Below are 26,357 nucleotides of genomic sequence, written 5' to 3' on the forward strand. Positions count from 1 at the left end.
CGCCCCATGTCCGTCGCCGACGGCGACGCCCTACGCCCCTGGTCCGCCGACCCCTACTCAGATGCCCTGGTCACCGGCCGCGGCCCGCTCTTCCTGCGGCGGGCCGACGGCTGGCTGCTGCCCCTGGAGGTGGAGCGCTGGTGCGCACGGGCCGACGCGGTGGACCTGAGGGTGCTGGAGCGCTGTGAGGGGACCGTGCTCGACGTGGGCTGCGGACCGGGGCGGCTCGTCGCCGAACTGGCGGCCCGGGGCCGGCCCGCACTCGGCATCGACGTCAGCGAGGCGGCCGTCGCACACACCGTCCGGCTCGGCGGGCAGGCCCTGCGACGCTCCGTCTTCGAACCCCTCCCCGGGGAGGGCCGCTGGGACACCGCCCTCCTCCTCGACGGCAATGTCGGCATCGGCGGCGACCCGGCCGCCCTCCTGCACCGGCTGTCCCAACTCCTCTCCCCCAGTGGGCTGTTGATCGTAGAGACCATCCCGGACGTGGATGTCGACGAACGCGTCAGCGTCCATATCGTCCGGGTCGCCGACCACCGGGGCGCCGCCGGACCCGCCTTCCCCTGGGCCCGCCTCGGCACCCCGGCCCTGCTCCGGTACGCGGCGCGCGCGGGCTGGCACCCGGCCGGTCAGTGGTCGACCGGCGGCCGCTCCTTCGTCGCCCTGCGCAACCGCAGCAGCCACAGCAGCCACAGCAGGCCGGCGGGCCAGGAACCGGTGGTGCAACGGGCCGCACCAGAACGCGGGGGAGGAAGGGGAGGAACGGGAGGAACGGGAGGAAGGGGCGGGTCCGAAGCGTCCGTGAACCATGACGAAATGCTGACGTCCACCCCGGCGGCGGCTCCGGCGGGCGGTCCGCGGCCTAGCGTGCCGGTGTGAACCGCGATCTTCCCCGCGAACCGCTCGGCGAGCGTCGTCGCGATCTTCTCCTCGATCTGTCCGCCGCCCTGGCCGGGGCCCTGCTCGTCACGGCGGCCGCCCTGGTCGGCACCGCCATCGAACGCCGCGCCCACACGCTGTACGTCCGCTGGCCCCCCGTGTTCGCCCAGTGGGAGCCGCATGTCGGCCTCGGCACCCCGGCCGCGCTCGTCGTGGCCGTGGCCGTGGTCGCGTACGGGCCTCCGCTCGCCGCCCGGCTGCCCTGGCGGGCGTTGCTGTGGGCCGCCTGGGGCACCGCCACGGCCTGGACGTTCTCGCTCGCGCTGGTCGACGGCTGGCAGCGCGGAATCGCCGGGCGGCTGACGACCACGAACGAGTACCTCCGGGTCATCGACCGCTTCCACGACATACCCGTCGCCCTGCGGGACTTCACCCACCACATCGTGAGCCACTCCCCCGCCCCCTGGCCCGCGCACATCGCCGGGCATCCCCCCGCGGCCACCCTCACCTTCGTCCTCCTCGACCGGATCGGGCTGGGCGGCGGCGGGTGGGCGGGCGTCTGGTGCATCACTGTCGGGGCGACGGCGCCGGTCGCGGTCCTGGTCGCGGTACGGGTGCTGGCCAGGGAGGGCCGAGAGGGCGGGGAGGTCCTCGCCCGCCGCGCCGCACCCTTCCTCGTCCTCGCCCCGGCCGCCGTATGGGTGGGCACCTCCGCGGACGGGTACTTCGCCGCGGTCGCCGCCTGGGCCGTCGCCTTCCTCGCCCTCGCGGTCACGGGACACCGGCCGCGGGCGACGGGCCTCGCCTCCGGGCTCCTCCTCGGTCTCACCGCGTATCTCTCGTACGGGCTGACGCTGTTCGTGGTGATCGCCGGTGCCGTCCTGCTGCTGGGCTCCCACCGGCTCCGCCCCCTGCCGTACCTCCTCGCCGGACTCGCGGTGGTCCCGGTCGTGTTCACCCTCGCCGGCTTCAACTGGTGGGAGGCGTACCGCCTGCTGGTCACCCGCTACTACGAAGGGATCGGCGGGACCCGGCCGTACGGCTACTGGGTGTGGGCGAACCTCGCCTGCACGGTGCTGATCGTGGGCCCGGCGACGGTGGCGGGCCTGCGCCGGGCGGGTACGGCCGTGGGTACGGCCGTGGCCGTGGCTCCCCTACGCAAGGGTCTGCGCGGCTTCAGCCGCACTGCCGCCCCCGAAACCCGCCTCGCCCTGCTGGTGCTCGCCGCGCTGCTCGCCCTCCTCGTCGCCGACCTGTCCGGCATGAGCAAGGCGGAAACGGAGCGGATCTGGCTGCCGTTCGCGATGTGGCTGCTGTCGGCGTGCGCGTTCCTGCCCCGGCCCCGTGGCTGGCTCGCCGCGCAGGCCACCCTGGCCCTGCTCCTCAACCACCTCCTCCTGACGGGATGGTGACTCTCCCCGGAAATGCGGTCGAACCACACCGATGCCGCCGGCCAGGGTCGGCGGCGGCCTTCACGGTACGGCTACGGCTACCCGTCTCTCGTACGTGCACGGGTCGGCGTCAGCGTTGGAGCGACTCGGCGTCGCCCATGACGATCACCGGGTGCCGGGCGGGATCGAGGGTGCGCAGCAGTTCCTTCATGTGCTCCTGGGCCAGGCTCACGCAGCCGTGCGTGGGGCCGCCGTGGTCGACGTGCAGCCAGATGCCGCCGCCCTTGTCCGCGCCGAGCGGGCGGGTCCAGTCGAGCGGGGAGGTTCCGGGCTTGTGGTTGTAGTTGATCGCGACGACGTAGTCGAAGGAGCCGGCCAGCGGCTCGCCCTCGAAGCCCGTACCGCCGAGGGTGAAGCCCCGCGACGACTGGTCGTACGGAAGTCTGGTGCCGGGATCGGCGAGCCGCCCGCCGGCGTCGGTGAGCGTGAACACGCCGATGGGCGAGTGGAGATCACCGGCGTGGTGGTCGTCCGTCCAGCCCTTGAGCGCGTTGTGTGCCGGCCAGGCCGCTCCCGGCTCCCAGCCCTCGGTCGTACGGCGGTACAGCACCACCTGCGAGATCGGGGAGTCCTTGCCCCGGCCGGTGACCAGGACGACCTGCCGCGCGTTCTCGGGGATCTCGGCCAGCGTCCGGGGACCCAGGCCCGGCAGCCGCGCCGGAACGGACGCGGTGGACGCCGCACCGTCGGCGGCGGGCTGCCGGGGCATGGCCTGGGTCGTGCCGGGGGCGCCGGACGCCGGGGCCGACGGCCGGGCGCCGGAGGCCGGTACGGTGCCGATGCCCCCGCACCCGGCGAGCGTCGTGGTCAGGAGCAGAACCGCGGCCGATATCGCCGACCGGGTCTGGCGCGGGGTGAAGGAGATGGTCGATGAAGCCATGATCATCAGCCTGGAGGGGACATGTGAGGAACTGGTGAGGCCCGCCACGCGAGATCCGGTGGACGGCGACGACCCCGTACGACCCCGTACGGCTCAGCGCGCGGAGCCCGCCTTCCACTGACTCCATGACATGTTCCAGCCGTTGAGGCCGTTGTCGGGAGCGATCGTCTTGTCGTTCGAGTTGCGCACGACGACCACATCACCGACGAGGGAGTTGTCGTAGAAGCACGGCTCCCGACCCACGAGCACCACCGTCCGCCCGGACGTGAACCGGAGACGTACCAGGCATGTACTTCAGGAGGCAGACAGAGACGCTGTCCATGACCGACCCCGGCTACGGAAAACCCCCTCCTCATTTGTCACTGGCATGCCATACGCTGCCCGATGGCAGCCGCGCCCCGCGCGTCACCGCGAGTCCGCGGCCACGTTCGGGCGTTGCGCGGCGCCACTCAGCTCCCGGTCAGCCACCGGGATTCTTTGTGGGGGTAACAGCACTGTGCGTACGCGCAGATTCTCGACCGCGACAGCGACGGCAACGGCGCTCGCGGTCCTCTTCAGCTCGGCGGCGCTGAGCGTCGTCGCGGCCGGGTCCGCCTCGGCCTCGACCGCCAACGTCGCCTCACCCGGCGGCATCGTCGCGGACGCCGCTCTGCAGCGGGTGTTCGTCGGCGACCGTGCGGTCGGCAAGATCCTGGCCACCGACTACAACGGCGCCCTCGTCGACTCGGTGAGTGCGCTCGGCTCGGTCTCCGACCTGGCGGTGTCCCAGGACGGCGCCACCCTGTACGCGGCCCTACCGGACACCCACGAGATCGTGGCACTCGACGCGGCCACCCTCGACGTCAAGACCCGGTACACCGTGGCCACCAACACCGGACCGCGCTCCGTCGCCTTCGCCGGCGGCAAGGTCTGGTTCACCTACGGCGACCAGTGGGACGGCGACCTGGGCTCGGTCGACCCGGCCGTGGACCCGGCGAGCGGCACCGACCCGGTGACGCTCGCGCAGTTCCCGCAGCCGTATCCGGGGCTCTGGGGCCCGGCGCTGCTCGACACCGACCCGTCCGCGCCCGACACGCTGGCCGTCGGCCAGACCGGTATCTCCACGGACTCGATGGCCGTCGTCGACGTCTCGGGCAGCACGCCGGGACTGACCGCCTGGTACTTCGGCGACTACACGCTGAACCAGGGCATCAGGGACATCGACCTGGTGCCCGGCACCCGGCAGGTGCTGGTCAACGGCACGGACCGGGACGCCTACGTCGGCAGCTCGTTCACCGCCGACGGCTCCTATCCCGCCGGGCAGCGCGCCGACATCGCCGCGAACGGACTGATCGCCCAGGTCAACGGCGCCAAGGTGGCCGTGTACCGGCCCAACACCACCCAGCCGATCCGCACCTACACCACCGGCACGGCCGGCACGCAGGACACACCCGACCTGACGTGGGCCCCGGACTCCTCGCGGATCTTCACGCTCTCGGGGCCGGAGAACGACTACACCCTCAAGGTGCTCACCGACCCGACGGTGAGCAACCCGAGCCTGACGGTGAACGCGCCGGCCACGGCCACGCGCGCCAAGCAGCTCACCGTGACCGGAAAGCTGTCGGCGACGGTCCCGCTGCCGAGCGGCGCCAAGCTGCAGGTCACCCGTACCGACCTGGACAGCCCGAGCGGCAAGGCGCTGCCCGCCGTGACGGTGAAGGCGGACGGCTCGTACAGCTTCACCGACACCCCGCCGGCCGGCGGCACGGTCACGTACAAGGTCTCCTACGCGGGCGACGCCGAGCACATGCCGGTCAGCGCCTCCGGCAAGGTCACGGTCTCCCGTACGGCGCCGACGCTGACCCTGAACAACAACAATATGGTCTACGACTACGGCAAGGCCGTCTCCTTCACCGCCCACCTCGGCTCGACGTACAAGAACCGCACGGTCGAGATCTGGGCGGACCCCTACGGCGCCGACAAGCCCAACAAGCTGCTGAAGACCGGGACGGTCAACTCCAGCGGCAACATCTCCGTGACGGTCGGCATGACGCGCGACACGGCCGTCACCGCGGTCTTCAAGGGGGACGCCCGCTTCGCGCCCAAGACGGTGAAGTCCACGGCGTACGCCAGGGTCAAGATCTCCACCGCCGTCTCCAAGCAGTACAAGACGGCCAAGATCGGCTCGACGTCGTACTACTGGTTCCACAAGAGCACCGACCCGGTACTCACCACGACCATGACCTACTACAAGGGTCGTAAGCAGCGCTTCGACCTGCAGGTCTACTACTCCGGAAAGTGGTACGACACCGCCGACGGCAACCCGGAGTACTTCGCGCTCGCCACGAACGGCACGTCGGCCGTCCGCCTCGGGGCGCCGGGCAAGTCCGGGATCAAGGCGCGGATGCGGTCGACGTACGTCGACGGCGCGTCCGGCGACAACGTGAACACGACGACGTACGGGCCCTGGAAGTACCTGTACTTCTCCAACTAGTCCGTAACCAGTCCGTCCAGTCCGTCCGCACCGCCTCCGTGTGACGAAGCCCCAGGTCTCCGACCTGGGGTTTCGCGTATCCCGCCGGTAAGGTACCGGGGATGACCATCACCGCGTCCCGGCCCCCGGAGGGAGCCGCCGACATCAGGCTCATCGTCACCGACATGGACGGCACGCTCCTGGACGACGCCAAACGCATACCCGACGGCCTGTGGTCGACGCTGGCCGAGCTGCGCCGCCGGGACGTGCTCTTCTGTCCCGCGAGCGGCCGCCAGTACGCCACCCTGGCCAAGGAGTTCGGCGACGCGGGGCAGGGCATGGTGTTCATCGCCGAGAACGGCACCTACGTCGTACGGGACGGGGTGGAGCTCAGTTCCGATCCCCTGGACCCGTCCGCGGCCGCCCGGATCGTCACCGCGACGCGGCGGCTCGCGGCCGACGGGGTGGACGTCGGCGCGGTCGTCTGCGGCAAGCGGACCGCCTATGTCGAGCGGACCGACGGACCCTTCCTGGCCGAGGTGCGGCGGTACTACACCCGGCTGAAGCCCGTCGACGACGTCACCACCGTCGACGACGAGATCCTCAAGGTCGCCCTCTTCGACTTCGGACCGGTGGAGCGGGACACCGCCCCGGCCATGAAGCCCTTCGCCCCGACCCACCAGGTCGTCGTCTCCGGCGAGCACTGGGTCGACGTCATGAACGTCACCGCCGACAAGGGCGCCGCCGTCCGGAGCCTCCAGCGCGAGCTGGGCATCACGCCCGCACAGACGATGGTGTTCGGCGACTACTTCAACGACCTCGAAATGCTCGACGCCGCGGAGTGGTCCTTCGCCATGGCCAACGCCCACCCGGACATCATCCGCCGGGCCCGCCACCTCGCCCCCTCCAACAACGAGAACGGCGTCCTGCGCACCATCGCCCGCATGCTGCGCCTGCCGGCCATGTGAAGACCACGTGACTGCCTCGCGCACGCCGCCTGCCCGGTACTGGCCGTACCACGCTCGCCCCCGCACCGCGAACTCGCCTCCGTACGCCGCCGGGTCAGCCTGCGGCTGCCGCTCGACGCCGGCGAGCTGACGGACAGCAGGTTCTGAACCCGCTGCCACCCGTCAGTCGACCCAGAAGCCCGCCGAGACCTTGTCGAAGACCGGGCGGTAGTCGTCCCACTGGGCGTCCGGGGCCGACAGGTAGATGTCGTACTCCCTGCCGCCCTCCTGGCCGAAGCCCAGGTCGATGGCTCGGAACACCCGGACCCGCCCCTGGAAGGTGAACTCCCACACGGCCGCAGGCTTCTCCTGGAACGTGGTGCGCAGCATGCGCAGTTTCCGGTACGACGAGGGGTAGTTGACCTTGGTGTTCGCCTCGATGCTCGTGAAGTGCGACTCGGGGTTCGCGCCCGCCGGCTCGACCATGCCGATGGTGAGTTCCACGAGGCCGGTCTTGTCGGTGTAGGTGACCTGTTCGGCCGTGGCCCTGCCGCGCTTCCAGCCTTCCGGCACCGGGAAGGAGATGCCCAGCTTCTCGTCCTTGACCCGGTGGAAGCCCGCGGGGACGGGCGCGGGTGCGGAGGCGGAGGCCGTCGCGGCGGCCCCCCGGTGTGTGCCGCCGTTGTCGTCCCCCGCCATGGAGAGCCCGGCCGCCAGGGTCGCGCCGGCCAGCGCCACGGCCAGCACGCTCCCGACGAGCACGCGGCGCCTGCGGGGGCGGGACGGGGGTGGGGAAGAGGGGAGCACCGTCGTCGCGGCTGCCAGTGCCGCTGTCGTCGCTGTTGCCGGAACGGAAACCGGAACCGGAACCGGAGCCGGAGCCGGAACCGGCCGCGTGGGCATCAGCTGCGTCGGCGCCCCCGACACCACTCCCCTCAGAACCCGCTCCGCCTCCTCCGCCGACGGCCGCTCCTCAGGGTCCTTCGCCAGCAGCGCGTCGATCAGCGGCTCCAGCGGCCCGGCCTGCTTCATGGGTTCGAGCGGGTCGACGGCGATGGCGTACGCCGTCTCCACGGCCGTGGCCTTACGGAACGGGGGCCGCCCCTCGACGGACTGGTAGAGGGTCGCTCCAAGCGCCCACAGGTCCGCGGCGGGTCCGGGCTTCTTGCCCCGCATCCGTTCGGGCGCGATGTAGTCGATCGAGCCGATGATCTCGCCGGTCTTGGTCAGTGTCGAGGTGCCGGTCGCCATAGCGATGCCGAAGTCGGTGAGGACGACCCGGCCGTCGGCGCCCAGCAGGACGTTGCCGGGCTTGACGTCCCGGTGCAGCACCCCGGCGGCGTGCGCGGCCCGCAGCGCGGCGACCATACCGAGGCCGACCCGGGCCGCCTCGACGGGCGGCACCACGGCGCCGCCCGTGAGCAGTGCGGCGAGGGTGGTGGAGGGCACGTACTCCATGACGATGCAGGGCAGCCCTTCGTCGTCCACCACGTCGTGCACGACGACCACATGGCGATGGGCGATACGGGCGGCGCTGCGCGCCTCACGGCGGGTGCGTTCGTGCAGGGTGGCCAGCTCGTCGTCGGTCAGGTGCCGCTGGACGTGCAGTCGCTTGAGCGCGACCTCGCGGCTGAGGACCTCGTCCTCGGCACGCCACACCGTGCCCATGCCACCACGGCCGATCTGTTCGATCAGCCGGTACCGCCCGGCGATCAGCCGCCCCTCGTCCGCCACCGCGTGCCCCTCGCCGACTCTCTTCGAACCGCTGTGCGTTCGATTCGTGTCGACACCATAGTCGGCGCGGGTTGCGGCGATACTTTCGGCCACGACACGGCAGGTGCCTCAAGGGCCTCAGGGAGCTCAGGATCCTTGGGAGCCGTCCTGGGCACGGGCACGGTGACGCGGGCCGCGAGCTGGTCGTCGTCGCCGTACCCAGGTGCTCGTCCTCCTCCAGGAACGCGGTGACCGCCTCCAGCGCGGCCTCTCCGTTCATCGCCGGCATCGAGGACCCGAAGCAGGTCGGCAAGTGGTGCACCTCCCGGAACAGCCCCAGAATCGACTCCGAGCTGCGTCTGCGAGCCGCCCACCAGGTGTTCCAGATCATCGAGCTCCCGCAGCTGGAGCACGACTCGCCACTGCAGGCCATCGCCGAGGACCGGCACAAGGACGTCATGGCCGCGGCCCGCTCGTACGTCAAGGGTGAACTGTGACGACCAGCGCCTGAGCGGCGTCTGTCACGGCAGCGGCGTGTGTCACGGCCCGCTTGCTTGCATATGCAAGGATTTCGCGCCTATCTTGGCGCGCATGCAGTCCTACACCATCGGTCAGGCGGCCCGGCTGCTCGGCGTCAGCCCCGACACCGCCCGGCGGTGGGCAGACGCCGGGCGGATGGCCACGCACCGGGACGAGGGCGGGCGGCGCGTCATCGACGGGCGGGATCTCGCGGCCTTCTCGGTCGAGCTCGCCAAGGGCGGCAGTGGTGAGGAGGACGCCTCCTACACCTCCGTACGCAACGCGTTCCCGGGCATCGTCACCGCCGTGAAGCTCGGCGACGTGGCGGCCCAGGTGGAGATCCAGGCCGGACCGCACCGACTGGTCTCCCTGCTGACCCGGGAGGCCGTCGAGGAACTCGGCCTCGAGGTCGGCATGGAGGCCACCGCCCGAGTGAAGTCGACGAACGTGCACATCGACCGGGTCTGAGCGGGCGGCGGCCGCCTGCTACTCGGTCACCCGCTCGACCACATGGTGACGGAGACGGAGTACGAGCGCGCCCCCGTTCCCGCCGGCGCACCCGCGTCGACGATCAGGCACTCGTCCCGGATCGGCGCACCGTCGGGCCACGACTCCGGGATCTCCCGGGTGCCCGCCGCGTGACGGGCCCGCGCGGACAGCGAGGAACCCGAGACGGAGCAGGCGGCCGCCGCGCGGGCGAAGTGCCGCTCCCGGGCGAGTGCGACCAGGTACTCCAGCCGGCACAGCGGCATCCCGTCAGATTCGCGGACGCTTTCGCATCACGTCCATGAGGGGTAGCGCCCGTCCACCCTGATCGCGTTGATGCCGCTGATGTGCCGGGCGCCGCAGCGGTCCTGGGGCAGGACGAGCTGGGGGCCCGCCCGGTCCAGCGGGGTGTCGTCGATGCCGACCGCGAGGAGGACCGGGGCGTGCGCGAAGTCCGGGTCGATCTCGGCCCAGGTGAGCAGGGCGTGGTGGCCGTCCGCCCCGGTCACCGCGATGAGGAAGCGCAGCCGGTCCTTGCGGCGGGCGGGGTCGAAGCCGGGTCCGGCGTCGTGCAGGACGTCGTGCAGCAGGGGCCCCTCGAAGCGGTGGTGCTGCACGCCGCTGGTGGCGCACTCGAAGCTGACCCGAGCCCGGTGCTGGGGCCAGGCCAGCAGGTCGGGCACGGTCAGCCGGACCGGGCGGGCGAGGTCTCCGCTCAGGGTGACCGACGCGAGCGAGTGGGCGGGCGGCTGATTCAGGGACTGGCTCTGGGACTGGCTCACCGGGCACCACCTCCCGGATGACCGTACCCAGAAGGCGGTCCCGTACAAACGCACATGCATATACCCAGGCAACAATTGTGCAGCTCATGCGATGCGACAGGAGACTTCTGGCTTGCATCTGCGGAAGTATGATCGGCGTCAGCATGCCAGAGGCTTCCTAGGGAGTAGACCCGTGATGACCCGATCCGCGCGCCGGACCCGCCGTGCCGGCCGGACCCTGCAGGTCGTCGGCGTCAGCGCCGCCGCGCTGCTGGCCCTGAGCGCCTGCTCCTCCTCCGACTCCTCCTCCGACTCCTCCTCCGACCCCAGCTCCTCCCCGAAGTCCGACACCTCGGCCTCCGCCTCGCCGAAGCTCTCCGGCACGGTGACCGTGTTCGCCGCCGCCTCGCTCAAGGAGAGCTTCACGACCCTAGGCAAGGAGTTCGAGAGCGCCCACCCGGGCACGAAGGTCACCTTCAACTTCGCCGGCAGCGACGCGCTCGCCGCCGGCATCACCGGGGGCGCCCCGGCCGATGTATTCGCCGCGGCCAGCCCCAAGACCATGGCGATCGTGACGGACAAGAAGGACGCGGCGACCACGCCCGCCATCTTCGTGCGCAACCAGCTGGAGATCGCGACCCTGCCCGGCAACCCCGACAAGGTCGCCTCCCTGAAGGACCTCACCAAGTCCGGCCTCAAGGTCGTACTCTGCGACAAGACGGTGCCGTGCGGCGCCGCCGCACAGAAGGCGCTGGACGCGAGCAAGCTGAAGCTCACCCCGGTCTCGTACGAGCAGGACGTCAAGAGCGCCCTGACGAAGGTGGAGCTGAAGGAGGCCGACGCCGCCGTCGTCTACAAGACCGATGTGAAGGCGGCGGGTGACAAGGTGGAGGGCGTGGAGTTCCCCGAGTCGGCGCAGGCCATCAACGAGTACCCGATCACCCTGCTCAAGGACGCGCCCCACGCGGAGGCGGCGAAGGCGTTCATCGCGCTCGTGCAGTCCACCGAGGGGCAGAAGGTACTGACCGCGGCGGGATTCCTGCAGCCGTGACTCCCGAGCCGGACGCGTCCGACGCCGAGGCCGACACCCTCACCGGTGGGCCGCGGCGCCGACGCGTCCGGGCGGGCGGCCGGCCGGCCGGGGTCCCGCTTCCCCTCCTCCTCCCCGCCCTGGTCGGCCTGGCCTTCCTCCTCCTCCCCCTGATCGCTCTTCTCCTACGCGCCCCGTGGCGCAGCCTCCCCGATCAGCTGACCAGCACGGAGGTCTGGCAGGCGCTGCAGCTGTCCCTGCTCTCCGCGACGGCGGCGACCGGGGTGAGCCTGGTGCTGGGGGTGCCCCTGGCCTGGCTTCTCGCCCGTACGGACTTCCCGGGACGCGGCCTCGTACGAGCCCTGGTGACCCTGCCCCTCGTCCTGCCCCCGGTGGTGGGCGGTGTGGCGCTGCTGCTGGCACTCGGGCGCAACGGTGTCGTCGGGCAGTGGCTGGACGCGTGGTTCGGGATCACGCTGCCGTTCACCACGGCGGGGGTCGTGGTCGCGGAGGCGTTCGTGGCGATGCCGTTCCTGGTCATCAGCGTGGAGGGCACGCTGCGGGCGGCCGATCCGCGCTACGAGGAGGCGGCGGCGACGCTCGGCGCCTCCCGGTTCACCGCGTTCCGCCGGGTCACCCTGCCGTTGATCGCGCCCGGGATCGCGGCCGGTGCCGTACTGGCGTGGGCGCGGGCCCTCGGCGAGTTCGGAGCGACGATCACCTTCGCGGGCAACTTCCCCGGCCGCACCCAGACCATGCCCCTCGCCGTCTACCTGGCCCTCCAGAACGACCCGGAGGCCGCGATCGCCCTGAGCCTGGTCCTGCTGACGGTGTCGATCGCGGTCCTGGCGGGCCTGCGGGACCGCTGGATGACGGCGTCATGACGGACATGAACCCCGCGCCGGGGAAGGGTATGTCCACCAGCGAATGTGACACTGGCGGGGCGAGTGTCACATTCGCCGGCGAACCTGCCTCCGGGGAGGGCCTCGAAGCCCGCCTCGTCGTGCACCGCGGCGCCTTCCACCTCGACGTCGCCCTGACCGCCGCACCCGGCGAGGTCGTGGCGCTGCTCGGGCCGAACGGGGCGGGAAAGACCACCGCGTTGCGTGCGCTGGCGGGGCTCACCCCGCTGTCCGCCGGCGGACGGCTGCGGCTGGACGGCGCGGATCTGGACCGTACGCCGCCCGAGTCCCGCCCGGTCGGCGTCGTCTTCCAGGACTACCTGCTCTTCCCGCACCTGTCCGCCCTGGACAACGTGGCGTTCGGGCCGCGCTGCCAGGGCGTGCCGAAGACGGCGGCACGGGCGCAGGCCGCACAGTGGCTGGAGCGGATGGGGCTCGCCGAGCACGCGGCCGCCAAGCCGCGCCGGCTGTCCGGCGGGCAGGCACAGCGCGTCGCGCTCGCCCGGGCGCTGGCCACCCGCCCCCGGCTGCTCCTGCTGGACGAACCGCTCGCCGCGCTCGACGCCCGCACCCGCCTGGACGTACGCTCCCAAATCCGGCGCCATCTGGGCGACTTCGAGGCCGTCGCCGTACTCGTGACACACGACCCGCTGGACGCGATGGTGCTGGCCGACCGGCTGGTCGTCGTCGAGCACGGCCGGGTGGTCCAGGACGGGACGCCGGCGGACATCGCCCGCCACCCGCGCACGGACTACATCGCCCGGCTGGTCGGCCTCAACCTCTACCGGGGCGCCGCCGAGGGCCACACCGTACGGCTGGACGCGGGCCCGGCGATCACCACGACCGAGGACCTGGCCGGTCCCGTCTTCGTGGCGTTCCCGCCCGGCGCCGTCACGCTGTACCGCGACCGCCCGACCGGCTCCAGCGCACGCAACCTGTGGCGGTGCGAGGTCGCGGGCCTGGAGACGCACGGCGACCAGATCCGCGCGGACCTCACCGGCGAACTCCCGCTCGCCGCCGACCTGACGACCGCCGCCGCGGCCGAACTCGACCTGCACACGGGGGCCCCGGTCTGGGCGACGGTGAAGGCCACCCAGACGCACGCCTATCCGGCATGACGAGGGGCGAAGGGCCGGTGAGCGGCTACTCCTTGGGTACGGCGTCCGCGCGGACCATCACGCAGTCGAACTCGACCACCCGGCCGGTGGTCTCCTCGCGCGTCACCGGGTACATGCCCGAGATCTCGAACCCGCCGCCCTCGTACGTGGCGATCGCCTCGGCCATCCGCGGGCTGCCCTCGTAGAGCCGCAGCGCCGCGACCTCCGACTGCATGCCCACGAAGTCCGCGACCCGGTCACCGGCGCCCGCGAACTCGGTATGGGTCTTCGCGAACCGCAGGTAGCGGTCCTTGCCGTAATCGCTGGGCGGGAGCAGGGAGTTCATGGTGTTCCAGCCCACGTGGATGGACTGGGCGGAGTCCGCACGGCCGAGTCCGACGTTGTACACCCACCAGTCGTCGTCCTTCTTCGCCGCCCGCTCCAGCTTCTCGAAGGCGTCCGCGGTGGGTTCGAAGGAGACGATCCGGCCGGTGTAGCCGAGCTTGCGCAGCCGCCGGCCGTACTGGCCCGCGTTGGCGCCGAAGCGACTGGTGCGACCGGAGCGACCGGAACGGTCATGCTGCCGGCCGGCCTCGCGCTGATCCGGCACGTACCGCGGGGTGACCGCACATCGAGTTGACGCACCTCGTGGCCCCGCTCCGTTCACCCCCGCCGTCCCGCCCCGCCCCAGGAACATCCGCGGTAACCGCCCGCTGTACAGCCTTGGCAGGTTTGTGACCTCCGCCCCTGGTTGCCGATCGCCGGGGGCGGGCATCACCCGGAGGCAGGACCGGCCGCGCACCGTTTCGCGCGGGTCCCGGCCGGCGGGGGGTCCGGCCGCCGGGCACCGGTTGTCCTGGGAGGGGAAGTGAGGTTGTCATGCGTGCGCAGCAGCGCGCCGTCCGGCAAACCGCCCGCGTGGAGTACACACTGCCGCGCGCGGCCGTTTCCGCAGGCAGGGCCCGCAGGTTGACCTCGGCGTTCCTGACCAGGCCGCGTCCGCGAACGGCGGCACCGACCGCCGACCAGGTCGACGACGCCACGCTCATCGCCTCGGAACTCGTCGCCAACGCCGTCCGGCACGGCCGCACCGGCTGCCGACTGCGACTGCAGTTGGGGCACGGCGGCGAGGTGACCGTCGAGGTTCACGACGACAGCCCCGGCCGGCCCCGGGTCGGCCCGGTGGACATGGACGCGGAGAGCGGCCGCGGCCTCGCGATGGTGCAGCAACTCGCCCACCGCCTGGAGGTCGTCAACACAGGCATGGGCGGCAAGACGGTACGCGCGATCCTGGCGGTATAGCTCCCGGCTCACCACTCCACGGCCGGCGGACTCGGTGTCCGGCGGCCCACCCACGGCGCCCCGCCTGATGCCCCGTCATCTCACCACGCCCACCCCGCACCCCCGCCTGCGCCTACAAGGGCCAAGAAGCGCTGAGCCCCATCATCCGCCTCACCCGGGAGGGTGACGTGGGGCGGGCCGCCCACCGGAGTGGACCGGTGGGCGGCCCGACCGCATGTAGAGACAACCCATGCGCTTCTCTCCTCGCAAGAAGACCTTTGTGCCGGCCGTCGCAGCCACGACGGTGGTGGCCGGCGCCCTGACCGCCCTGCTGCTCCTGCTCTCCGGCGGCGGGGACACCCCCGCGCGCCCGGTCTCGACGGACGAGGTCCAGCGCATGGCACTGGCCCGCTTCCGCGCGTACGAGGCGAGCCCCTCCGAGGTCACGGTACGACTGCCCGCGGCGGGAACGGGAGACGGGACGATCACGGTGCACGCGGTGGCCGACCAGCATGCGCACCGGGCGGTGGGCGCGTACGAGGTGGTGGACGACGCCCGGACCCTACGGGGCCTGCTCGCCTGGGACCTGGAGGGCATCGCCGTGGCCCGCCCCCCGGCCCCGGCACCCGGCGCCGAGCCCGGCCGAACAACCACCCGAGCACCCGCCCCCGACATCGTGACGACCGCCGCGCAGGCCGCCCGCAAGGCCCGCAGCCTGAAGCGCGACCAGTGGACCCACCGCCCCTACTCCACGGCCCCATTGGACCGCGCCCTGCGCCTGGTCCTGTCCGTCGCCGCCGACCGCCCCGACAACGCCCGACTCCTCGCCCGGTCGGACCCGCTGTGGCTCCGCGACGAGCGCCTCGACGGCCACGGCTACGGTGTCTTCTCCGGCCCGCGCCCCCGCCCGAACGCCTCCGCGACCCCCGCCGATGCCTCCCCCCTCACCTACTGGATCGACACCGACGGCAACCTCCGCCGCATCACCGCCCGGCTCTCCCCGGGCCGCTATGCGATGGTGGACTTCGGGGCGGCACGAGTCCGGACAGGCGTCCCCGGCTCCCCGTGGAAGAAGGGCTGAGGCGACCTTCTTCGGCTTCGGCTTCGGCTTCGGGTGGGCGGGGCCGTTCGCGCGGTTCCACGCACCCCTGAAGGGGCGATCCCGCTGGGCCGAACGAGGTGCTGCGCCGTGCCGCTACGCCGGTTCGGCCCAGCTGGGGACGGCGGCGCGGGCCGGGGCGGCGGGGCGGCAGACGAAGCCCAGCCGGGTGAGGGCGCGCGCCACCTCGACCTCGGTGAAGTCACGGCGGTCCTGCTTGGTGATGACCTCCCCGACCTGTTTGACGGGGTAGGTGTGCGGGCCGATGACCACGGACGCGCTGGTGACGGGCTCGGGCTGGACACCCGCCATCGAGTGCTCGACCTCGCTCTTGATGAGGTCGAAGGGGAAACGGGCGATCACGCAACGCATGGTGTCTCCGTGGGGTGAAGTTTCCCGGCGCCGGAAGGTGGGCACGGCGGAGCGGAAAGTGGGCACGGTGGCCAGAAAATTCGCCGGAAATTCAATCCGGGGCCGACCGGAACTGAGCCGGGGCCGATCGGGACTGATTCGGAGCCGACCGGGATCGAACCGGGCGGGAGAGCGAAAAAAGCAGGTGGCCGGGGCCCGCACCTCGTGGTGCAGGTCCCGGCCACCTGTAAGCGTCGGCCGACTCAGAAGTCAGGCGTCAGCAGGTCCCGGACTAGGCGGGGACGATGTTCTCCGCCTGCGGGCCCTTCTGGCCCTGCGTGACGTCGAAGGTCACCTTCTGGCCTTCCTGGAGCTCACGGAAGCCCTGGGTGGCGATGTTCGAGTAGTGGGCGAAGACGTCGGCGCCGCCGCCGTCCTGCTCGATGAAGCCGAAGCCCTTTTCCGCGTTGAACCACTTCACGGTGCCAGTAGCCATGTCATATCTCCTTCGGGGCAAAGCTCGAGGACCCACACTGTGCGGGTCCGCGTCGCCGCGATGATTGCCCCATCCGGAAAACTCACCGGATAATTCAGAAGCGACCGACCGGTACGGACCGGAAAGTGCGCTCCAAGACTTTGGGAACCACAACTGCAACTGATATCGACACTAGCACGATGCGGCTCCCGAAGGGCGGCGCACTATCTCACCCCACCTCGGGGGATAAAAAACCGCCCGTACGGCCGTGCCGTTTTCTACCGCCGCCACGATAGATATTCGGCCCCATCGGCACCAGTATTCGTCCGGGGTGTGGGGGTCAGGTGTCCTGCGACGGGGCGTGGCGGAGTTGGGCGTTGAGGCGGAGTGCCTCGGCCAGACGGTCTTCCAGGGTGATGATGCGGCAGGCGGCCTCGACCGGGGTGCCCTGGTCGACCAGCTCGCGGGCGCGGGCGGCGACGCGGAGCTGTGCACGGGAGTAACGGCGGTGGCCGCCCTCGGACCGCAGCGGGGTGATCAGCCCGGCCTCGCCCACGGAGCGCAGGAACGCGGGGGTGGCCCCGATCATCTCGGCGGCGCTCCCCATGGTGTACGCGGGGTAGTCGTCGTCCTCGAAACGGTCGCTGGCGTTCGCTGGGGTTCCCGGGGGCACGTGCACCTCTCCCACTCTGGCAGATCCCCCGACAGGCCCGGACCCCGGCCGCTCACTCGGACGGCCCGGTGCGCTGGTGGCCCGCCGGGCCGGGTGGTGGCGTAGGAGGACACCTGCGCGTCCGCCCTCCAGGAGGCCTCCGCCATGAAGGTTCCGAACGGTCCGAACGGTCCGAACGGCTCGAACACCTTGAACGCCTCGAACGATTCGAACGGTTCGAACGGTTCGACCGGCCCCTCCCGTCTCCTCGTCGGCGCCCTGACGGCGGGCGTCCTGGTGTCGGCGGCCGCGTGCCAGTTCCCCGGGGGCGTCGGGGAGAACGCGAACGCGCGGGCCAACGCGTCCCCGGCCGCCCAGAAGTCCTCCGCCGCCACCCCCTCGCTCACCGACGCCCAGGCCTCGGCCGCGCTGATCACCCCGTCCGAACTGGGCGACCGGTGGTCCGCGACGCAGGGCGCGGCGACCTGGCGGGACGGGCTCCTCAAAGGCAGGACGGACGTCCCGGACTGCCAGCGGCTGCTCGACGGCCTGTACGCCGAGGATCTGCTCGGCGAGCCGAAGGGGCCCCGGGCCGTCGTGGGCCTCGACGAGAGCGACAACGGCGCGCAACTGCGCTACCAGGTCGCCGCGTACGCCGCCCCGGCCGACGTGGACACCAAGCTGGCGTGGCTGCGCACGTTGCCGACGAAGTGCGCGCAGTTCACGTCCACCGACGTCCGGGGCGGCCGGCAGTCCGTGACGGTCGTACCGGCGCGGCTGCCCGGTGTGGGCGACGCCCGTGAGGGTCTGCGGGTGACGATGAGCAGTGAATCCGACGGGGGCGGCGGTGACGGCGGTAACGGTTCCGACAGCGCGTCGACGCTGACGCTGGACTTCGCCGCCGTGCGGGTCGGTGACCGTGCGGTCTCCCTCACCAACGGCGGTCTCGGCGGCGCCGCGGAGGACTCCACCCAACAGGCCGTCCAACGCGGCACCCAACGCCTCCAGGACGTCCTCGCGGGCCGACCCCCCACCGAGCACCCCACCCAAAGCCCCACCGAAACCGCCGACGCCACCGACGCCACCGACGCCGCCCAACAGGGTTGAAGCTTCGGGCGGGTGGGCCCTGATCACGCAGTTCCCCGCACCCCAGGGCGGGGCTCCGCCCCGAATCCCCGCCCGCCTGGCTGTCCGGTTTCGACCAGCGCGTGGGGTACTGACGCCGGGGCACCGGCACCCCGCCGGCGCCGGTCGGTCACCCCATCCGGTCGACCGCGTCCTTCGCCTCCTTGAGGCCCACGCCCGTGACCTCCCGGTAGGCCTTGATCGCCTGTATCTTCTTGCCGTCACGCGCGAGCGCGGCGACCTGCTCCAACTCCGGGTCGGTCTGCGCCAGGCCCAGATGGTCGATGATCAGGTCGAGCTTCTGCTCGACACGGGCGATCCTGCGGTCGTTGCGGCTCAGCCGGCCTTCCAGACCCGCGTAGCCCGCGAAGACGATCATGGCGAGTACGAAGAAACCTAGTATTCCCATGGGTCCCGATCCTAGGGAAGCGCGTCCGCGCTCGACGCCTACTTGGACGGCATCTACCCGGACGGCACGGGCGTCACGGACGGCCCGGACGGCACGGGCGTCACGACGGTCCGAGCGGCCGAGCCACCCGAGGTTCCCGTGCTGTTCCCGCCGCTCCCGACGAGCCCCGTGCCGTCGGTGGCCGTCGGCGCCGCGTCCGCGGCCGTGCCCGGGGTGGCCCTCGCGCCCCCGATCTCGATCACCGCGCCCGCCTCCAACCGCCCGTACAGCCACTTGGCGTCAGTCGGGCGCAGGCCGATCCAGCGGCGCGTGATGTCGTAGTTGCCGGGCGCCTTCTCGTCGGCCGTGAGAGCCGCGATGAAGTTGCTCGCTCCGTCGGCGGCGCGCAACTCGATCACCCAGGCCACCTTTTGGGCGTACTTCCCCTCAAGGCCCGTCAGGTCGAAGGGCATGGCCACGACTTCGTTCTTCATGACGACCGTCATCCGTCCCCTCGCCGTGGGGTAGCGGGCGGAGCCGGAGGAGATCGGCAGCTCGCGGCCCGCGATCGTCAGCACCCGCCGCGCGAGGTCGACGGTGGCGTCGGGCGCGGCGAGGGTGCTGGGCGGGGCGGACGGGGTGGACGGGGTCGCGGCCGGGGAGGGACGGTCCTCGCGGCCGCCGCCGGTGAGGTTCAGGGCCACGACCAGGGCCAGGCCCGCCGCGGCGCAGGCACCGGCGACGGTCACGGTCGTACGGCGGCGGCGTCGGCGGCGTACGGCCAGCAGCCGGATCTCGGCGCCGGAGACCGCCGGGAGCGTCTCGGCGTCCTGGGCCACCTCGCGCAGAGCAGAGGCGAGTTCATCGGACACGGTCGTCCTCCCTCTTCCCCTTGTCCGTCCTCTTCTTGTCCGCCCTCTTCTTCCCCTCGTCCGCGGTCCCCCACTCGTCCCCCGCGGCCAGCGTCCGGGCCAGCGCCGCCCGGCCGCGGGACAGGCGGGCCTTGACCGTACCCATGGGCGCACCGGTTTCGGAGGCGACCTGCTCGACACTGAGGTCGCACAGATGGTGCAGGACCAGCGCCATCCGCTGCGCCTCGGGCAGCGTGCGCAGCGCGGCGACCAGCGCGATGCGCTCGGGGTCGGGGCCCGGCGTGTGCTCGGGCGGCGGCGTGCGGCGAACGAGTTCCAGCCAGCGGCGCGCGCGGCGCCAGCGGCTCACCGCGAGCCGCATCGCCACGGTCCGTATCCACGCCTCCGGGGCCCCCTCGGCGAGGAACTCCCGCCGCCGGTCCCAGGCGCGTACGAACGCCTCCTGGACGACGTCCTGCGCCTCGCCGTGATCCCCGGTGAACGCGTAGAGCTGGCCGGTCAGCCGGGGGAACGCGGCGGCGTAGAACGCGTCGAACTCTTCCTCGGTCATGCCCCCCGTGTCTTCCTCGGTCATGCCCCCGCCGGAGATTCCGGAATTTCCGCGGTCCCGTGCAACCCGGCGGTCCGTGCCGTGCGTAGAGGTCCCGTACGCCGCACATCGAAACACACCGCAGGGGGGTCAGGATGACCGGCAGAGCCAGGAGCCGCCGTTTCGCGGCGAGTTGGACGGCGGCGGTGTGCGCGGCGCAGTGGCGGGACGGCAGCGCGCTGAAGTGACCTCAGAAACATGGCCGTTGCTGTCATCCGCGGCCCATTCCCAAAGCGTTTGGAGTGGTGGAGAGGCGCCCTCCGTTCCGCATCACCCACGAGGACCCCGCAAGGGTTCCTGCCACACGAGGAGTTGTCCGTTCATGACACGGATACAGAAGTACGTCGCCGCTGCGGCGGTCGCGGTCACGGTGCTGGGGGTGCCTTCGGTGTCGTACGCCGCCTCGCAGGAGGGGAAGGCGGCGTACGGCACGACGGCGCACAGGGCGGCCCACCCGGCCCCCACGGCCCGGATCGTCGCCTCCGGTGAGCATGTGAAGGTCACCGACGGCGCGGAGGTCTGGCTCACCGAGGAGGGCAAGTACTGGACGACGCCCACGAATCCGGACCCGCAGTTCCGCAGCGTGGTCGACGGGAACATCGACCGGAGCCACCCCGGCGTGTCGATGCAGGCGGAGGGCTCGGCCGACGGCCACTTCGTCCTCTCCGGCCTCTACTACGGCGGTAAGGGCACCGCGTCGCGCGTCACCGTCCAGACCAAGGCGGGGACCGTGCACGGCAAGCTCCTCGAGCTCGCGGGCAAGCCGGGCTGGGGCGTCTGGTACGCCACCGCCGTGGTGCCGACGACCGACGGCCAGGGCGGCCTGACCTACCTCGGCACCATCACCGTCTACGACACCAAGGGCAGGGTCTACGCCCAGCTGAAGTGAGCCCGCGGGGCGGGGGAGCCGGGTTGTTCAGGTCTCGACTCCCCCGCACCGCCCCTCCCCCCTCCTCGCATCGCCCCCACGTACCCGACTCCGAGGGACCGCCGGTCGTGCCGCACACCTCCTCCGACGCCGCCTCCGACATGGCCGGTGAAGCCGAACCGCCCGGCGGTGACGGCGACTTCGCCGCGTACGCCACCGTGGCCTGGCCACGGCTGGTGCGCACCGCGCACATGCTCACCGGCGACTTCCACGAGGCCGAGGATCTCGTCCAGACCACGCTGGCCAAGGTCTACGCCCGCTGGCGGCGCATCCCGCGCGACGACGTCGACTTCTACGTACGGCGCTCGCTGGTCAACAACAACCTCAGCCGGATACGGAAGAGACGCGTCGTCCAGCTGCTGATGCCGTTCCTGCCCGAGCGGGTGCAGCAGCCCGAGCCGGGCCACGCGGAGGCGATCGAGCGGCGGGCCGCGCTCGATCAGGCGCTGACCGCGCTGTCGGCCCGGCAGCGGGCCGTGGTGGTGCTGCGCTACTGGGAGGACCTGAACGAGGCCGAGATCGCACAGCTGCTCGGCTGCTCGGTCGGCACCGTCAAGACCCATGCCCGGCGCGGTCTGCAGGCTCTGCGGGCGCACCCCTCCGTCGCCCCTTCCCTCGCTCCCTCCTTCGCCCGCCGGCACCCCGTCTCCGGAGCCCGCTCATGAACCGTCACCGCAGGTCCCTCCGCCCCTCGGCCGAGGCCGAGGCCGAGCGGCTGCGCGAGGTGTTCACGGAGGCCGCGTACGACGTCACTCCCTCCGCCGTGCCGCTGGCCGCCATCGAACGGGCGGGCCGCCTGCGCAAGCGTCGCCGTACGACGGCGGTGGTGGGCTCCGCGTGCGCGCTGCTGGTGATCCCGCTGGCCGTGGTCGCTCTGCGTGAGGCCCTGTCCTCGGGGCCGGGCGCCGAGCACCTGACGTCCCCGACGGCCGTGAGAGCGTCGCCCTCCGCCGCGCCCAAGGGCACGGTGCGGGTCGTGACACCCGGCGAGCGGGTCAAGGTCTCGCCCGACATCAAGATCTGGCTCACCGAGGACGGTCAGCACTGGTCCTCGCCCGGCAATCCCGGGTCGCAGTTCCGCAGCGTCACGGACGGCAACCTCGACCTGAGCGGGCCCGGGGTCGGCGTCCAGCAGGAGGGTGCCGGCGGCTACGAGTACTTCCTCTCCGGCATCTACCACGGCAAGGGCGACGCGGCCCGGGTCGAGATCGACACCGCCGGGGGCGCGGTCGTGAACGGCACGGTGCTCACCCTCGCGGGCGGCCCGCACTGGGGGGTCTGGTACGCGATGGTGAGCGATGCGAAGGCCGCCGAGAGCGACCGGCTCACCAGCATCGCGAGGAGAGTCACGGTGTACGACTCGGCGGGCGGGGTGGTCGCGAGTACGGAGGCCACACGGTGAGGGACGAGGCCAGGTACGAGACCAGGAGCACGGGCGGGAACACGGACGTGGGCAGCACCGACATCGACAACACGCCCGACGCCGACGCCGACGCCGACACCGGCACCGGCACCGGCACCGGCACCAGGACCAGCACCGGCCGGGGCACGGCGGTCGTCCGGGGTGCCCGGGCGGGCCTGCGCCGCCGTCTCGTCAACCGGCGTATCCGTATCCGCCGCACCCGCGGCCGCCGCCTGCGCCGCACCCTCATCGTCCTGCTCACCGTCCTCGCCAACCTCGTCGGCGCGGTCCTGGTGGCGTACCACCTGACGAAAATCCCCGAGCCGCACCCGGAGACGGCGATGCAGAGCACGGTGTTCGTCGACGACCACGGCGACTACCTGGGCCGGCGCGGCCCCGTGGACCGGCAGGAGATCCCCCTCTCGCAGGTCCCCCGGCATGTGCAGGAGGCGGTGATCGCGGCGGAGAACCGATCCTTCCGCACGGACACGGGCATCTCCCCGAAGGCGATCGCCCGCGCGGCCTGGTCGACGGTGAGCGGGGGCGGCCGCCAGGGCGGGTCCACGATCACCCAGCAGTACGTGAAGAACGCCCTGCTCAGCCCGCAGCAGTCGCTGTCGCGCAAGGCGCGCGAGGCCCTGATCGCGATCAAACTGGACCGCACCCGCTCCAAGGACGAGATCCTGCAGGGCTACCTCAACACGGTGTACTTCGGCCGGGGCGCGGCCGGCATCCAGTCCGCCGCCCGGAACTACTTCGGCGTGGACGCCAAGGACCTCACGGTCAGCCAGGGCGCGGCGCTCGCGTCCGTCATCAACATTCCCTCGTACTACGAGAAGGCCGGCTCGGACCCGAAGGTGACGGCCACGCTGGTGGACCGCTGGGAGTGGGTGCTGGACGAGATGGCGCACAGCGGTGCGATCACGCCCGCGCAGCGCGCCGCGGCCCGCTTCCCCGCCTTCCGTTTCTACCCGCCGGGCGACACGGACGGTCAGCGCCAGTACCTCATCGACGCGGCCGCCTCCGAAGCGGCCGACCGGCTCGGCATCACCGAGGACCAGCTCGCCCGCGGCGGTTACACGGTCCGTACGACCTTCGACCTGACGGCCCAGGACGCGACAGCGGAGCTGGCAGCCGACGGCGCCGAGGGCAGGAACGCGAACACGAACACGAACACAGACACGAACGCAGACAAGAAGACCGGGGACAAGAGGACCGAGGCCAAGGAGAGCGAGGCCTTGCAGGTCCATACGGCCGTGGTGGCCCTGGTCCCCGGCGACGGCGCGGTCCGCGTCCTGTACGGCGGCGCCGACTACGCCCGCCAGCCCTTCAACGACGCGCTGGACGGAGCGGTGGAGGCGGGCACGGCGCTGCAGCCCTTCTCCGCCACGAAACTCCTCGCGCCCCTCGCGGACCTCCCGCGCACCGCGGCCCCCACCCCCCTCCGGCTGGCCTCCGCGTACGCCACGGCGGCGGCGCACGGCGTCTACGCGAATCCGTACACGGTCGCGAAGATCACCCGTGCGGGCCACACGCTCTTCGAGGCCCACCCCCGCACCCGTACGGCCATGCCGCGCGGGGGCGCGGACACGATCACCAAACTCCTGCACGGCGGGCTCGACGTCGCGCCGGCCACCCACACCGGCGCCGCCGGTCTGCGCACGCTGTGGCAGACGAACTACGACGAGCACCTCACCCTCACCGTTGCTCTCTTTGCGGAACATCCCGCCCAGGGCAAAAAACCGGCCCTTCCCGGGCCCCTCCCGGACACGGCCGAGGCCCGCTCCCTCCACGTCTCCAAGGGCGTCTGGTCCAAGATCGTCGGTGCCGCCGAAGGCCACGATCCGGCGGCGGAACCAAATCCGGGGCTCCCAACCGGCCAAACAAAGCCCATACTGGCTACACGATGACGAAATCCTCCGCGCCCCGGCGCCACCTGCCCACCAGCCCCTTCGCAGCCCCTGTCGTCCCCGTGGCCAAGGAATTCAGCCTCGGTGACCGCGTCTCCCACGACCAGTTCGGCCTGGGCACGATCATCGGCGTCGAAGAGGGCATCGCCATGCTCGTCGACTTCGGCTCCCGCCAGGCCCGCATCCTCAGCCCCTACACCCGGATGGACCGGCTCTAACGCCCCTCCGCCCGAAGCTCCCGAAGTCCTCGAAGCTCCCGAACGGCCCACTCCACTAGCAGCTCACCGGTCCGCGCCAGACGCTGGACCCATGACTGTCCCGGCGCGTGATGACCTTCCCTTCGACGATCTCACGGACTTCGAGAACGCCGATCGGGGGTTCATCGCGGCGTTGGTGCCGGGTGTGATCACCGACCGCGAGGGGCGGGTCGTCCACGACGTGGACGCTTACGCGTTCCTCGATGACGACTGTCCCGACACCGCGCATCCCAGTCTGTGGCGGCAGTCACAGCTGTGCGCGCGGCAGGGGTTGTACGAGGTCACCGAGGGCCTGTACCAGGTACGCGGACTCGACCTCTCGAACATGACCCTCGTCGAGGGCGAGCGAGGCGTGATCGTGGTCGACCCGCTGATCTCGGCGGAGTGCGCCACCGCCGCGCTCGCGCTCTACCGCGAGCACCGCGGGCCACGGCCCGTGACCGGGCTCGTCTACACCCACTCCCACGTCGACCACTTCGGCGGCGCCCGCGGGGTGCTGCCGCACGGGAGCGACAGCGGGGTACCGGTGCTCGCGCCCGCGGGGTTCCTGGAGCACGCGGTCAGCGAGAGCGTCTTCGCCGGCAACGCGATGCTGCGGCGCGCCGCGTTCATGCACGGGACCCGGCTGCCCAAGGCGCCGCGCGGCCAGATCGGTACCGGGCTCGGCACCGTCACCTCCAGGGGCACCGTCACGCTCATCGCCCCGAATGTGGACATCACCCGGACCGGGCAGCAGGAGACCGTCGACGGCGTACGGTTCGTCTTCCAGCTCACGCCCGGCACCGAGGCGCCCGCCGAGATGAACTTCCTGCTCCCCGAGCAGCGCGCCCTGTGCGTGGCCGAGAACGCCAGCCACACCCTGCACAACGTGCTCACCCTGCGCGGCGCCCCGGTCCGCGACGCGCACGTCTGGGCCCGCTATCTGGACGAGACGATCGACATCTTCGGCGACGCGTACGACGTCGCGTTCGCCTCCCACCACTGGCCGACCTGGGGCCGGGCGACCGTCGTCCAGTTCCTCGGCGAGCAACGCGACTTGTACGCCTACCTGCACGACCAGACCCTGCGCCTGCTCAACAACGGCCTGACCGGCCCCGAGATCGCCGAGGAACTGCTGCTGCCGCCCGCCCTGGAGAAGTCCTGGCACGCACGCGGCTACTACGGCTCGGTCAGCCACAACGTCAAGGCCGTCTACCAGCGCTACCTGGGCTGGTACGACGGCAACCCCGCCCACCTCTGGGAGCATCCGCCGGTCGCACTCGGCCATCGGTACGTGGAACTGGCGGGCGGCCCGACGGAAACCCTGGTCAAGGCGCGGGCGTACATCGACTCCGGCGACCTCCGGTTCGCCGCCACCCTCCTCAACCACCTGGTCTTCGCCGACCCGTCCAACACCGCCGCCAAGGACACCCTCGCGGGCGTCTACGAACGGCTCGGGCACGGCGCCGAGAACGGCACCTGGCGCAACTCCTACCTCACGGCCGCTCTGGAACTGCGCGCGGGCACCGCCGACATCGCCATCGACACCACCGGTCCCGGACTGACGTCCGCGCTCACCGTGAGCATGCTCCTCGACTCGCTCGCCGTACGCATCGACGGCCCGCGCGCCTGGAACGCGCACCTCACCCTCGACCTCGTCGTCATCGACGAACAGCGCCGCCACCGCGTCAACCTCCACCACGGCGCCCTCACCCACCGCGCCATGCCGATCCACCACACCCCGAAGCCCCACGCGGACCTGACCCTGACCCTCACCCGCCCTGAACTCCTGGGGGTACTGACGGGCCAGGGCCTGACGGGCATCGAATCCGACGGCGACACCACCCTCCTGGCCCGGCTGCTCTCGTACGTCTCCGAGCCGGACAAGGCCTTCGCGATCGTGATGCCGTAAGGGCCCCAAGAGGGCGTACA

At 71.7% G+C, this 26,357-nt stretch carries 30 protein-coding genes; 18 read left to right on the forward strand and 12 right to left on the reverse strand.

The window, feature by feature from the left end; translation table 11 throughout:
* Window positions 1-6 precede the first annotated feature (6 nt).
* Together OG747_RS21025 and OG747_RS21030 are read left to right on the forward strand one after the other, a co-directional pair.
* Complete coding sequence (locus OG747_RS21025; RefSeq protein WP_405885617.1) at window positions 7-879, forward strand: class I SAM-dependent methyltransferase; 873 nt, start codon at window positions 7-9, stop codon at window positions 877-879.
* Complete coding sequence (locus OG747_RS21030) at window positions 876-2,291, forward strand: hypothetical protein (RefSeq protein ID WP_405880871.1); 1,416 nt, start codon at window positions 876-878, stop codon at window positions 2,289-2,291. The genes OG747_RS21025 and OG747_RS21030 overlap by 4 nt, the downstream gene beginning before the upstream one ends.
* Before the next feature lie 109 nt (window positions 2,292-2,400).
* Here OG747_RS21030 and OG747_RS21035 read toward each other — a convergent pair whose 3' ends face one another.
* Window positions 2,401-3,210 (reverse strand): L,D-transpeptidase family protein, encoded by an 810-nt coding sequence (locus OG747_RS21035; RefSeq protein WP_405880872.1) that lies wholly within the window; start codon window positions 3,208-3,210, stop codon window positions 2,401-2,403.
* Between the two features lie 93 nt (window positions 3,211-3,303).
* Window positions 3,304-3,453 (reverse strand): hypothetical protein, encoded by a 150-nt coding sequence (locus OG747_RS21040; RefSeq protein WP_405886097.1) that lies wholly within the window; start codon window positions 3,451-3,453, stop codon window positions 3,304-3,306.
* Window positions 3,454-3,706: 253 nt separating this feature from the next.
* On the opposite strand from OG747_RS21040, the gene OG747_RS21045 reads away from it, so the two are divergent.
* Both OG747_RS21045 and OG747_RS21050 read left to right on the forward strand, forming a co-directional pair.
* The gene (locus OG747_RS21045) at window positions 3,707-5,683 is read left to right on the forward strand and encodes a YncE family protein (protein ID WP_405880873.1); all 1,977 of its coding nucleotides are present in this window, start codon (window positions 3,707-3,709) and stop codon (window positions 5,681-5,683) included.
* Window positions 5,684-5,784: 101 nt separating this feature from the next.
* Window positions 5,785-6,630, forward strand: a complete 846-nt coding sequence (locus OG747_RS21050; protein WP_405880874.1) for a Cof-type HAD-IIB family hydrolase — start codon at window positions 5,785-5,787, stop codon at window positions 6,628-6,630.
* 162 nt (window positions 6,631-6,792) lie between these two features.
* Here OG747_RS21050 and OG747_RS21055 read toward each other — a convergent pair whose 3' ends face one another.
* A complete protein-coding gene (locus OG747_RS21055) occupies window positions 6,793-8,343 on the reverse strand; it encodes a serine/threonine-protein kinase (RefSeq protein WP_405880875.1) in 1,551 nt (516 codons plus the stop codon).
* 227 nt (window positions 8,344-8,570) lie between these two features.
* On the opposite strand from OG747_RS21055, the gene OG747_RS21060 reads away from it, so the two are divergent.
* Together OG747_RS21060 and OG747_RS21065 are read left to right on the forward strand one after the other, a co-directional pair.
* A complete protein-coding gene (locus OG747_RS21060; protein ID WP_405880876.1) occupies window positions 8,571-8,819 on the forward strand; it encodes a hypothetical protein in 249 nt (82 codons plus the stop codon).
* 94 nt (window positions 8,820-8,913) lie between these two features.
* Complete coding sequence (locus OG747_RS21065) at window positions 8,914-9,309, forward strand: molybdopterin-binding protein (protein WP_405880877.1); 396 nt, start codon at window positions 8,914-8,916, stop codon at window positions 9,307-9,309.
* 26 nt (window positions 9,310-9,335) lie between these two features.
* Here OG747_RS21065 and OG747_RS21070 read toward each other — a convergent pair whose 3' ends face one another.
* Complete coding sequence (locus OG747_RS21070; RefSeq protein ID WP_405880878.1) at window positions 9,336-9,593, reverse strand: hypothetical protein; 258 nt, start codon at window positions 9,591-9,593, stop codon at window positions 9,336-9,338.
* A gap of 27 nt (window positions 9,594-9,620) precedes the next feature.
* Window positions 9,621-10,109, reverse strand: a complete 489-nt coding sequence (locus OG747_RS21075) for a molybdopterin-dependent oxidoreductase (RefSeq protein WP_405880879.1) — start codon at window positions 10,107-10,109, stop codon at window positions 9,621-9,623.
* A 175-nt stretch (window positions 10,110-10,284) separates the two neighbouring features.
* On the opposite strand from OG747_RS21075, the gene modA reads away from it, so the two are divergent.
* From modA to OG747_RS21090, 3 genes are read left to right on the forward strand one after another with little or no spacing between them, the layout of a single operon-like run.
* A complete protein-coding gene (gene modA / locus OG747_RS21080) occupies window positions 10,285-11,139 on the forward strand; it encodes a molybdate ABC transporter substrate-binding protein (protein ID WP_405880880.1) in 855 nt (284 codons plus the stop codon).
* Window positions 11,136-12,002 (forward strand): ABC transporter permease, encoded by an 867-nt coding sequence (locus OG747_RS21085; RefSeq protein ID WP_405880881.1) that lies wholly within the window; start codon window positions 11,136-11,138, stop codon window positions 12,000-12,002. Before modA ends, OG747_RS21085 begins: the two co-directional genes overlap by 4 nt.
* Window positions 11,999-13,138: an ABC transporter ATP-binding protein gene (locus OG747_RS21090; protein WP_405880882.1), complete on the forward strand. Its 1,140-nt coding sequence runs from the start codon at window positions 11,999-12,001 to the stop codon at window positions 13,136-13,138. The genes OG747_RS21085 and OG747_RS21090 overlap by 4 nt, the downstream gene beginning before the upstream one ends.
* A gap of 25 nt (window positions 13,139-13,163) precedes the next feature.
* On the opposite strand, the gene OG747_RS21095 is transcribed toward OG747_RS21090, so the two are convergent.
* Entirely contained in the window at window positions 13,164-13,727 is a 564-nt protein-coding gene (locus tag OG747_RS21095) for a hypothetical protein (protein ID WP_405880883.1), read from the reverse strand.
* A 269-nt stretch (window positions 13,728-13,996) separates the two neighbouring features.
* On the opposite strand from OG747_RS21095, the gene OG747_RS21100 reads away from it, so the two are divergent.
* Both OG747_RS21100 and OG747_RS21105 read left to right on the forward strand, forming a co-directional pair.
* Window positions 13,997-14,419: an ATP-binding protein gene (locus tag OG747_RS21100; protein ID WP_405880884.1), complete on the forward strand. Its 423-nt coding sequence runs from the start codon at window positions 13,997-13,999 to the stop codon at window positions 14,417-14,419.
* A gap of 229 nt (window positions 14,420-14,648) precedes the next feature.
* Window positions 14,649-15,479: a hypothetical protein gene (locus OG747_RS21105; protein ID WP_405880885.1), complete on the forward strand. Its 831-nt coding sequence runs from the start codon at window positions 14,649-14,651 to the stop codon at window positions 15,477-15,479.
* 114 nt (window positions 15,480-15,593) lie between these two features.
* Here the strand turns inward: OG747_RS21105 and OG747_RS21110 are convergent, their stop codons facing one another.
* The 3 genes from OG747_RS21110 to OG747_RS21120 form a co-directional block, all read right to left on the reverse strand.
* Window positions 15,594-15,869, reverse strand: coding sequence for an SCO5918 family protein (locus OG747_RS21110; protein WP_405880886.1), 276 nt, complete (start codon window positions 15,867-15,869; stop codon window positions 15,594-15,596).
* A 271-nt stretch (window positions 15,870-16,140) separates the two neighbouring features.
* Window positions 16,141-16,344: a cold-shock protein gene (locus OG747_RS21115; protein WP_010986199.1), complete on the reverse strand. Its 204-nt coding sequence runs from the start codon at window positions 16,342-16,344 to the stop codon at window positions 16,141-16,143.
* 319 nt (window positions 16,345-16,663) lie between these two features.
* A complete protein-coding gene (locus tag OG747_RS21120; RefSeq protein WP_405885618.1) occupies window positions 16,664-16,996 on the reverse strand; it encodes a MerR family transcriptional regulator in 333 nt (110 codons plus the stop codon).
* Window positions 16,997-17,140: 144 nt separating this feature from the next.
* Between OG747_RS21120 and OG747_RS21125 the strand changes: the two genes are divergently transcribed.
* Window positions 17,141-18,082 carry a hypothetical protein gene (locus tag OG747_RS21125; protein WP_405880887.1) on the forward strand — a complete coding sequence of 314 codons (942 nt, stop codon included), beginning with the start codon at window positions 17,141-17,143 and terminating at the stop codon, window positions 18,080-18,082.
* Window positions 18,083-18,230: 148 nt separating this feature from the next.
* On the opposite strand, the gene OG747_RS21130 is transcribed toward OG747_RS21125, so the two are convergent.
* Genes OG747_RS21130 through OG747_RS21140 form a run of 3 tightly spaced genes read right to left on the reverse strand, consistent with a single transcriptional unit; the run spans window position 18,231 to window position 19,910 of the window.
* The gene (locus tag OG747_RS21130) at window positions 18,231-18,509 is read right to left on the reverse strand and encodes a ribosomal protein L7/L12 (protein ID WP_405880889.1); all 279 of its coding nucleotides are present in this window, start codon (window positions 18,507-18,509) and stop codon (window positions 18,231-18,233) included.
* Window positions 18,510-18,562: 53 nt separating this feature from the next.
* Window positions 18,563-19,360 carry a L,D-transpeptidase gene (locus tag OG747_RS21135; RefSeq protein ID WP_405880891.1) on the reverse strand — a complete coding sequence of 266 codons (798 nt, stop codon included), beginning with the start codon at window positions 19,358-19,360 and terminating at the stop codon, window positions 18,563-18,565.
* Complete coding sequence (locus tag OG747_RS21140) at window positions 19,350-19,910, reverse strand: SigE family RNA polymerase sigma factor (RefSeq protein WP_405880892.1); 561 nt, start codon at window positions 19,908-19,910, stop codon at window positions 19,350-19,352. The genes OG747_RS21135 and OG747_RS21140 overlap by 11 nt, the downstream gene beginning before the upstream one ends.
* A gap of 361 nt (window positions 19,911-20,271) precedes the next feature.
* Here OG747_RS21140 and OG747_RS21145 point away from each other — a divergent pair, with 361 nt between their 5' ends.
* From OG747_RS21145 to OG747_RS21170, 6 genes are all read left to right on the forward strand, one after another.
* On the forward strand, window positions 20,272-20,838 hold the full coding sequence (locus OG747_RS21145) for a hypothetical protein (RefSeq protein ID WP_405880893.1): 567 nt from the start codon (window positions 20,272-20,274) through the stop codon (window positions 20,836-20,838).
* Between the two features lie 140 nt (window positions 20,839-20,978).
* Window positions 20,979-21,542 carry a SigE family RNA polymerase sigma factor gene (locus OG747_RS21150; protein ID WP_405885619.1) on the forward strand — a complete coding sequence of 188 codons (564 nt, stop codon included), beginning with the start codon at window positions 20,979-20,981 and terminating at the stop codon, window positions 21,540-21,542.
* The gene (locus OG747_RS21155; protein ID WP_405880894.1) at window positions 21,539-22,279 is read left to right on the forward strand and encodes a hypothetical protein; all 741 of its coding nucleotides are present in this window, start codon (window positions 21,539-21,541) and stop codon (window positions 22,277-22,279) included. Before OG747_RS21150 ends, OG747_RS21155 begins: the two co-directional genes overlap by 4 nt.
* Window positions 22,276-24,189: a transglycosylase domain-containing protein gene (locus OG747_RS21160; protein WP_405880895.1), complete on the forward strand. Its 1,914-nt coding sequence runs from the start codon at window positions 22,276-22,278 to the stop codon at window positions 24,187-24,189. Before OG747_RS21155 ends, OG747_RS21160 begins: the two co-directional genes overlap by 4 nt.
* Window positions 24,186-24,407, forward strand: coding sequence for a hypothetical protein (locus tag OG747_RS21165; protein WP_405880896.1), 222 nt, complete (start codon window positions 24,186-24,188; stop codon window positions 24,405-24,407). The genes OG747_RS21160 and OG747_RS21165 overlap by 4 nt, the downstream gene beginning before the upstream one ends.
* A 91-nt stretch (window positions 24,408-24,498) precedes the next feature.
* Window positions 24,499-26,337: an alkyl/aryl-sulfatase gene (locus OG747_RS21170; RefSeq protein WP_405880897.1), complete on the forward strand. Its 1,839-nt coding sequence runs from the start codon at window positions 24,499-24,501 to the stop codon at window positions 26,335-26,337.
* Window positions 26,338-26,357 lie beyond the last annotated feature (20 nt).

Source organism: Streptomyces sp. NBC_01384, from assembly GCF_045040035.1.
GTDB lineage: Bacteria > Actinomycetota > Actinomycetes > Streptomycetales > Streptomycetaceae > Streptomyces.

Coding starts and splice junctions, on each gene's coding strand:
- OG747_RS21025 (WP_405885617.1), top strand. CDS start 7: ATGTCCGTCGCCGACGGCGACGCCCTACGCCCCTGGTCCGCCGACCCC.
- OG747_RS21035 (WP_405880872.1), bottom strand. CDS start 3,210: ATGGCTTCATCGACCATCTCCTTCACCCCGCGCCAGACCCGGTCGGCG.
- OG747_RS21050 (WP_405880874.1), top strand. CDS start 5,785: ATGACCATCACCGCGTCCCGGCCCCCGGAGGGAGCCGCCGACATCAGG.
- OG747_RS21065 (WP_405880877.1), top strand. CDS start 8,914: ATGCAGTCCTACACCATCGGTCAGGCGGCCCGGCTGCTCGGCGTCAGC.
- OG747_RS21070 (WP_405880878.1), bottom strand. CDS start 9,593: ATGCCGCTGTGCCGGCTGGAGTACCTGGTCGCACTCGCCCGGGAGCGG.
- modA (WP_405880880.1), top strand. CDS start 10,285: ATGACCCGATCCGCGCGCCGGACCCGCCGTGCCGGCCGGACCCTGCAG.
- OG747_RS21090 (WP_405880882.1), top strand. CDS start 11,999: ATGACGGACATGAACCCCGCGCCGGGGAAGGGTATGTCCACCAGCGAA.
- OG747_RS21100 (WP_405880884.1), top strand. CDS start 13,997: ATGCGTGCGCAGCAGCGCGCCGTCCGGCAAACCGCCCGCGTGGAGTAC.
- OG747_RS21105 (WP_405880885.1), top strand. CDS start 14,649: ATGCGCTTCTCTCCTCGCAAGAAGACCTTTGTGCCGGCCGTCGCAGCC.
- OG747_RS21110 (WP_405880886.1), bottom strand. CDS start 15,869: ATGCGTTGCGTGATCGCCCGTTTCCCCTTCGACCTCATCAAGAGCGAG.
- OG747_RS21115 (WP_010986199.1), bottom strand. CDS start 16,344: ATGGCTACTGGCACCGTGAAGTGGTTCAACGCGGAAAAGGGCTTCGGC.
- OG747_RS21125 (WP_405880887.1), top strand. CDS start 17,141: ATGAAGGTTCCGAACGGTCCGAACGGTCCGAACGGCTCGAACACCTTG.
- OG747_RS21130 (WP_405880889.1), bottom strand. CDS start 18,509: ATGGGAATACTAGGTTTCTTCGTACTCGCCATGATCGTCTTCGCGGGC.
- OG747_RS21140 (WP_405880892.1), bottom strand. CDS start 19,910: ATGACCGAGGAAGAGTTCGACGCGTTCTACGCCGCCGCGTTCCCCCGG.
- OG747_RS21145 (WP_405880893.1), top strand. CDS start 20,272: ATGACACGGATACAGAAGTACGTCGCCGCTGCGGCGGTCGCGGTCACG.
- OG747_RS21150 (WP_405885619.1), top strand. CDS start 20,979: ATGGCCGGTGAAGCCGAACCGCCCGGCGGTGACGGCGACTTCGCCGCG.
- OG747_RS21155 (WP_405880894.1), top strand. CDS start 21,539: ATGAACCGTCACCGCAGGTCCCTCCGCCCCTCGGCCGAGGCCGAGGCC.
- OG747_RS21165 (WP_405880896.1), top strand. CDS start 24,186: ATGACGAAATCCTCCGCGCCCCGGCGCCACCTGCCCACCAGCCCCTTC.
- OG747_RS21170 (WP_405880897.1), top strand. CDS start 24,499: ATGACTGTCCCGGCGCGTGATGACCTTCCCTTCGACGATCTCACGGAC.